Annotated in this window: 3 protein-coding genes; all 3 read left to right on the plus strand. The window is 66.8% G+C overall.

What is annotated here, in order from left to right; translation table 11 throughout:
* Positions 1-4,850, plus strand: a 4,850-nt coding sequence (locus tag CYJ10_RS33530; RefSeq protein ID WP_219621586.1) for a non-ribosomal peptide synthetase, incomplete at its 5' end; no start/stop codon positions are given.
* A 54-nt stretch (positions 4,851-4,904) separates the two neighbouring features.
* Positions 4,905-7,172, plus strand: coding sequence for a TonB-dependent siderophore receptor (locus tag CYJ10_RS33535; RefSeq protein WP_146002171.1), 2,268 nt, complete (start codon positions 4,905-4,907; stop codon positions 7,170-7,172).
* 100 nt (positions 7,173-7,272) lie between these two features.
* Positions 7,273-7,834: condensation domain-containing protein (locus tag CYJ10_RS33540; RefSeq protein WP_257993655.1), on the plus strand; the 562-nt coding region annotated here is incomplete at its 3' end.

Consider the following 7,834-nt stretch of genomic DNA (forward strand, 5'->3'; position numbering starts at 1 on the left):
GCCCGGAATCACGCGTCGGCATTGCGGCGCAGCGGTCGGTGGAGATGGTGGTCGGGCTGCTGGCGATCTTGAAGTCGGGCGGCGCGTATGTGCCGCTGGACCCGGACTACCCGCCGGAACGGCTGGCCTACATGATCGAGGACAGCGGCATCGGTTTGTTGCTCACGCACGGGCTGGAACAGGACCTGCCGGTGCCGGCCGACGTCGCGGTGCTGCCGATCGCTGTAGTGGTCGATGGCCCGGACCATGATCCGGTGGTGGCGATCGACCCCGAACACCTGGCCTACGTGATCTATACCTCGGGCTCCACCGGGCGACCCAAGGGCGTGGCCATCAGCCAGTCGGCCTTTGCGGAACATATCCACGTGTCGGTGGACATGTTCCGCATCACGGCCGCGGATCGCGTACTGCAGTTCTCGACCATCAATTTCGATGGCTTTGTCGAGCAAGCCTTCCCGACGTTGGCCACCGGCGCCGCGCTGGTACTGCGCGGCCCGGCTTTGTGGGACGCTGCCACATTCCGCGAGCAGATCGTACGGCATCGCGTCACCGTGGCGGACCTGACCACTGCGTACTGGCTGTTGCTGGCCCAGCACTATGCGCAGCATGGTGCAGACCTGGGCGCGCTGCGGCAGGTGAATGCCGGGGGCGAGGCCATGCCGGCCGAGGGCGTACGCGCGTGGCGCGAGGCCGGCCTGTCGCATATCCGGCTGCTCAATACCTATGGGCCGACTGAAGGCACCGTGACGGCCACGGCGCTCGATTGCGCGCCGCTGCTGGCGGGCACGCGCGATGCGTCGCAGGTAAGCCTGGGGACGCCGCTGGCCGGCCGCGCCATTGTGGTCGTCGATGACGACCTGATGCCGGTACCGGTGGGCGTCGCGGGCGAGCTGTGTATCGGCGGCATGCTGCTGGCGCGGGGCTATCTGGGTCGTCCTGCGCTGACGGCCGAGCGTTTCGTGCCGGATCCGTTCGGCGCGCCGGGCAGCCGTCTGTACCGCACGGGCGACCTGGCGCGCTGGAGCGCGGCGGGGGAGCTAGAGTACCTGGGGCGGATCGACCACCAGGTGAAGATCCGGGGCTTCCGGATCGAGCTGGGCGAGGTGGAGGCGCAACTGCTGGCCTGCGAAGGGGTGCGCGAAGCCGTGGTGCTGGCGAGCGACGCTCGGCTTGTGGGTTATGTCACCGGGGCCGGTGCGGCCGGAACGGGCACGCCCGACGGCGCTGTGCTGCGTCATGCCGTGGCGCAGGTCTTGCCCGACTACATGGTGCCGTCGGTGGTCATGGTGCTGGCAGCGCTGCCGCTCAATCCGAACGGTAAGGTGGATCGCCGCGCATTACCGGCGCCGGAATTCGGTGACGCCGATACCTATCAGCCTCCTGAAACATCCTCCGAAATCGCACTGGCGGCGATCTGGCAGGACGTACTGGGTGTGGCGCAGGTGGGCCGCCATGCCAATTTCTTCGAACTCGGTGGCGACTCACTGCGTAGCCTGCAGGTCATGGCTCGCGCGCGGGAACAAGGCTGGGCGCTTGCGCCACGGCACCTGTTCGAGCGGCAGGTGCTTAGCGAACTCGCCGCGCTGGTCGATACGCTGCCGCGCGGCACAGCGGTCGCGACCATTCCCGCGTTGCCCGACTCGGTGCGACGAAGTGTTGTCGGGTCCTATGCGCAGCAGCGCCAGTGGTTCCTATGGCAACTGGCGCCGCAGGACAACGCCTACAACATGGCCGGAGCCCTGCGCTTGCGCGGTGCGGTGGACCGGCCGGCCATCCGCGAGACATTCGACGCGCTGGCCGCGCGCCACGAATCGCTACGCACGCGCTTCGCGGCGGGCGGCGATGGCCGGGCACGCCAGATCATTGATGCGCCCGGGCCGGTGGCCTTCGAGCATGCGCGCTGCAGCGAGTCGACGGCACGTGAGCGTGCCATGGCGTTTGCCCGGGCCCCGTTCGATCTGGCGCAGGGGCCACTGCTGCGCGTGCTCCTGCTGGAGCTGGCGCCGGCCGACCACTTGCTCGTGGTGGTGATGCACCACATCGTGTCGGACGGCTGGTCGATGCAGGTGGTGCTACGCGAGTTTGTGGAGCGCTACCGCGCCATCACCCAAGGCGAAGCCGTCGATGAGCAACCATTGCCCATCCAGTACGCCGACTACGCGGTATGGCAGCGCCAGTGGCTGGAGAGCGGCGAGCTGGCACGCCAGCTCGACTACTGGAAGGCGCAGCTTGGCATCCACCATCCCGTGCTGGCATTGCCGACCGATCACCCCCGGACTGCGCAGGCTCGCTATCGCGAGGCGGTCTATCACTTTGATCTTCCGCCGGCGCTCGTCACCGGCCTGCGCACGCTGACCCAGGTCCATGGTGCGAGCCTCTTCATGGCGCTGCTCGCTGGCTTCCAGGTGCTGCTGCACCGCTACACGGGCGAAGCGCAGATCCGCATCGGCGTGCCGGTGGCGAATCGGCAGCGCGTGGAAACCGAGGGCGTGGTCGGTTTCTTCGTCAACACCCAGGTGCTGGCCGCCGACGTGGACGGGCAGCAGACGCTCACTGCCCTACTGGAAGCGGCCAAGGCCGCTGTCCTTGGGGCACAGGCCAACCAGGACCTGCCGTTCGAGCAATTGGTGGAAGCGCTGCAGCCCGAACGCAGCCTGGGCCAGACACCGTTGTTCCAGGTGATGCACAACCACCAGCGGGCCGACGGCCGCGCACTGGAAAACTTAGCTGGCCTGACAGTGGAACGCGAGCCGCTGGGCGAGCAGGGCGCGAAGTTCGAGTTCACGCTCGATACGGAAGAAGGCGAGGGCGGCTCAGTCCGTGGCTGGTTCTCTTACGCGGCGGAATTGTTCGCACCGCAAACCGTGGCACGGATGGCGCGGCACTACCTGCGTGTGCTGGAGGCAATGGCCCAGATGCCGCAGGCGCGCGTCGGCGCAATCGCGTTGCTCGACCGCGTCGAACGCGATGCCGTCCTGCGAGGCGGCATCCAGTCGGTGACTGCCCGAGCGGTGGAATCCTTGCACGTGCGCATCGAAGCCTATGCCGCGCAACACCCGGACGCCGATGCGCTGGTATTCGAAGACGAACGGCTGACCTATGCCGAACTGAACACCCGGGCTAACCGCCTGGCGCACGCGCTGATTGGCCGGGGTGTCGGCCCCGAGGTCAAGGTCGGCATCGCGGCGCGGCGCTCGGCGGAACTGGTGGTCGGGCTGCTGGCGATCCTCAAGGCGGGCGGGGCGTACGTGCCGCTGGACCCGGACTACCCGCCGGAACGCCTGGCCTACATGATCGAGGACAGCGGCATCGGGCTGCTGCTCACGCACGGGCTGGCGCAGGAGTTGTCCGTGCCGGAGGGCCTGGAGGTGCTGGAGATTGGTGCCGTCGTTGACGGTCCTGATCACAATCCAGGCGTGGTGGTCGATCCGAATCATCTGGCCTACGTGATCTACACCTCTGGCTCCACCGGTCGGCCCAAGGGGGCGCAACTCACGCACCGCAACGTCGCGCGGCTGCTGGCCTCGACCGGGCACTGGTTCGACTTCGGCCCCGACGACGTCTGGACGCTGTTCCATTCCTACGCGTTCGACTTCTCGGTGTGGGAGATCTTCGGCGCGCTGTGCCACGGCGGCAAGCTGGTGGTGGTGCCGTACCTGACGAGCCGCCACCCGGAGGCATTCCTGGCGCTGATCGAGCGCGAGGGCGTGACGGTGCTGAACCAGACGCCGTCGGCATTCCGGCAACTGCTGCAGTTGCCCGCGCTATACGAGCGCGCCAGCACACCGCTACGCGTGGTGATCTTTGGGGGTGAGGCACTGGAGCCCGCGACGCTGCGGCCATGGCTGGCTCATTTCGGGGAGGCTGGACCGGCGCTGATCAATATGTACGGCATCACCGAGACGACCGTACATGTGACCTACCGCCGCATCGAAAAAACGGATCTGGAAGGCCAGCGCAGCCCCATCGGGGAGCGGATTCCGGACCTGGGCCTGTACGTGCTCGATGGGGAATGTGAACCGGTGCCGGCTGGCATCTCGGGCGAGCTGTATGTGTCAGGCGAGGGGTTGGCGCGGGGCTATTTGGGCCGCCCGGGCCTGACGGCTGAGCGCTTTGTGCCCGATCCGTTCGGGGCGGCGGGCAGTCGCTTGTACCGCACGGGTGACCTGGCGCGCTGGAGCGCGGCAGGGGAGCTGGAGTACCTGGGCCGGATCGACCACCAGGTGAAGATCCGGGGCTTCCGGATCGAGCTGGGCGAGGTGGAGGCGCAACTGTTGGCCTGCGAAGGGGTGCGCGAGGCGGTGGTGCTGGCACGCGAGGGCCGGCTCGTGGGTTACGTGACTGGGGTAGAGGCACTGGGGGCGCAGAAGCCACAGGAAGGGCTGGACGGTCAGGCGCTGCGGCGCACGCTCGGCCAGACACTGCCGGACTACATGGTGCCGTCCGCAGTGATGCTGTTGCCCGGGCTGCCGCTGACCGCGAACGGCAAGGTGGACCGCGGGGCGCTGCCGGTGCCGGAGTATGTGGCCACGCAGACCTATGAAGCGCCGCAAGGCGGCACGGAAGCCATGCTGGCGGCAATCTGGCAGGAGGTGCTGGGCGTGGTGCAGGTGGGCCGCCACGACAACTTCTTCGAACTCGGGGGCCATTCCATGGCCGCCCTGCAGGTTCAGTTAAAAATCAGGCAGGCCTTATTCGTCAATGTTCAGTTGGCCAGCGTTTTCACCACGCCGATTCTGCGTGAGCTGGCCAATACGGTCGACGTGGAGCTCCGCAATGCCAATGCGGACGCCGACCAGTTGATAGGGGAGACAACGCGCCTGTTGGACTTGCTGGACGAGGCGCGTTGAATGATGCCGCGGGTCCATCCCGCGGCATGTCCATACATTTGACGAGAGGAAATTGTGAAGAAGAATAAGAGGGACGGTCACGGCCAGCAGTTGGCTGGAGGCACGGGGATGTCGGGACGCCGGGTGATTGGCGTCTGCGTGGGTATGATGGTCTGGGGCGCGTCGCCGGCACTGTGGGCCCAGGCCCCGAACCAGACACAGACCCCGACACAGACCCCGACACAGACGGACGGCAGCCAGGCAGGGACCACGTTGCCGACGGTCACGGTGACGGAAAACCAGGCTGTCGGGGACGGCATGGTGGCCACAAAGAGCACGGTCGGCAGCAAGACCGATACGCCGCTCTCCGAGGTACCACAGTCGATATCCGTGGTCACCCGCGAACAGATGGACTGGCAGGGCGTGCAGAAGATGGAGGAAGCGCTGCGCTACGAGGCTGGCGTGCGCACCGAACTGGCGAACGACCTGCGCCACCAGAACATCCGCATTCGTGGCTTCTCGGTGGCGGCGTCGAACCAGGGCATCTACCTGGACGGCCTGGCGTTGCCCACGCGCTACTACGGCTCGTACGACATCAACCCATACAGCCTGGACAGCGTGGAAGTCATCCGAGGTCCGGCGTCGGTGCTGTACGGCCAGAACGTGCCGGGCGGGCTGGTGAACCAGGTGAGCAAGCGCCCGACTGAGGCGCCTGTGCGGGAGGTGGAGATCACCAGCGGCTATCCCGCCCGTCTCCAGGGGGCGTTCGACTTCGGCGGCGCGCTGGACAAGGACGGGAAGGTGCTCTACCGCCTCAACGGCATGCTGCGCGACGCCGACACGCAGGTAGGCTTCGTCAAGGACAAGCGCTTCTACATTGCGCCTTCCCTGACGTGGAAGATGACGCCGGACACCACGTTCACGTTGCTGACGAGCTACCAGCAGATCCGTGCCGGCTCCACCGACCAGTGGCTGCCCGCCGATGGCACGCTCAAGTCCACGCCGTTCGGCAAGATCAGCCCGGGCTTCTTCTCGGGCGAGCCGGGCTTCGACAAGTACAACAAGAACCAGGCGATGGTGGGCTATGCGTTCGAGCACAAGTTCAACGACGCGCTGGCCTTCCGCCAGAACGCCCGCTTCAGCGAGATCACGACCGACTACCAGGCCCTGATCACCGAGCTGGGCTGGGCCACGGATGCTGCCGGCAACACCGACTACACGCGCCTGCAGCGCTACGCGTTCTCGTCGCGCGAACACGCCCACACGTTCGCGATCGACAACCAGCTCGAGTACAAGATGTCGCATGGCATTGTGGACCAGAAATGGCTGGCTGGGGTGGACTACCAGACGTCGGCCTTCAATACGCAGCTCGGCTTCGACATGGATGTGCCGCCGATCAACCCGTTCGATCCGGTCTACGGGTATTCGATCGCGTCGCCGGCCATCTACTCGAGCACGTACCAGAAGATGCGCCAACTGGGCTTCTACCTGCAGGACCAGATCAAGATCGACCGGCACTGGATCCTGACGTTGGGCGGGCGCTACGACACGGCCAACATGTCCACGCGCAATGATTTCACGAGCAACACGACCAGCCAGGATGACAACGCGTTCACCTACCGCGCTGGCCTGGCGTACCAGACCGACGCCGGCTTGACGCCGTACGTGAGCTACTCCACGTCGTTCCGTCCGCAGGTGGGCACCACGTTCGGCGGCGATGCGTTCAAGCCGACCAAGGGCAAGCAGGCCGAGGTGGGCGTGAAGTACCAGCCGCGCGGTGGCAACAGCTTCGTCACGGCGTCGCTGTTCGACCTGCGCCAGACCAATGTGCTGACGACCGACCTGGACCACCCCACGTTCCAGACCGAGACGGGCGAGATCCGCTCGCGCGGCCTGGAGCTGCAGGGCAAGCTGGAAGTCACGCGCAACATCGACGTGCTGGCCTCGTACACGTTCACGGACATGGAGGTCACCAAGAGCGCGACCGACAACCTTGGCAAGGTGCCGTTTGCGGGCGTGCCGCGCCACATGGCGTCGCTGTGGGGCAACTACACGTTCCGCGTGGGCACCTTCGCGGGCCTGGGCCTGGGCGCCGGCGCGCGCTACATCGGCGCCACCACTGACGACGGCATCGGCCAGACCTTCGTGCCGCCGGCATGGCTGTTCGACCTGGCCATCCGCTACGACCTGGGCAAGGCCGATGCATCGCTCAAGGGCGCATCGCTGGAGCTGAACGCGTCGAACCTGTTCAACAAGGCCTATGTGGCCTCGTGCAACAACGCCAACCTCTGCTTTTACGGTCCGCGCCGCGTGGTGCTGGCCACGGCGCGCTACCGCTGGTAAGGCGGCGTAGTCGCATCGGTTGATTGCAGTGCTGTACCCGGCCAGCCGGCCACGGCTGGCCATTTTTTTCCCCGGATTCCGCATTTTGAGGAGCGAGAGCATGGATCAGGAACTGCTGGCAGTCGCCCAACGTATTGCCGCACTCGGAGAGCAGGACCGGCGCAGGTTACTGGCTGTGATGCGCGAGAAGGGCATGGCGTTCTCGCGGTTCCCGATCGTGCCCGCACAGCGGGAAGGGGGTGCGCCGGGTTCGTTTGCCCAGCAGCGCCAGTGGTTCCTGTGGCAACTCGACCCTGCCGGCAATGCCTATAACGTACCGGGCGCGCTGCGCCTGCGTGGCGCGCTTGATGCGGGCGCCGTGCGTACAACCTTCGACGCGCTGGCCGCACGGCACGAGTCGCTACGCACGCGCTTCGAGGCCGGCGACGATGGGCTGGCGCGCCAGGTCATCGACGCCCCGGCGCCGGTGGCCTTCGAACACGTCCGCTGCGACGAGGCGCAGGCCCGGGCGCGCGCCGCCGCCTTCGCCCGCGCCCCGTTCGACCTGGCCCACGGCCCGCTGCTGCGCGTGCTGCTGCTGGAGCTGGCCCCCGACGACCACCTGCTGGTGGTGGTCATGCACCACATCGTCTCCGATGGCTGGTCGATGCAGGTGGTGCTGC

This window comes from Cupriavidus pauculus (assembly GCF_002858765.1).
Lineage (GTDB): Bacteria > Pseudomonadota > Gammaproteobacteria > Burkholderiales > Burkholderiaceae > Cupriavidus > Cupriavidus pauculus_B.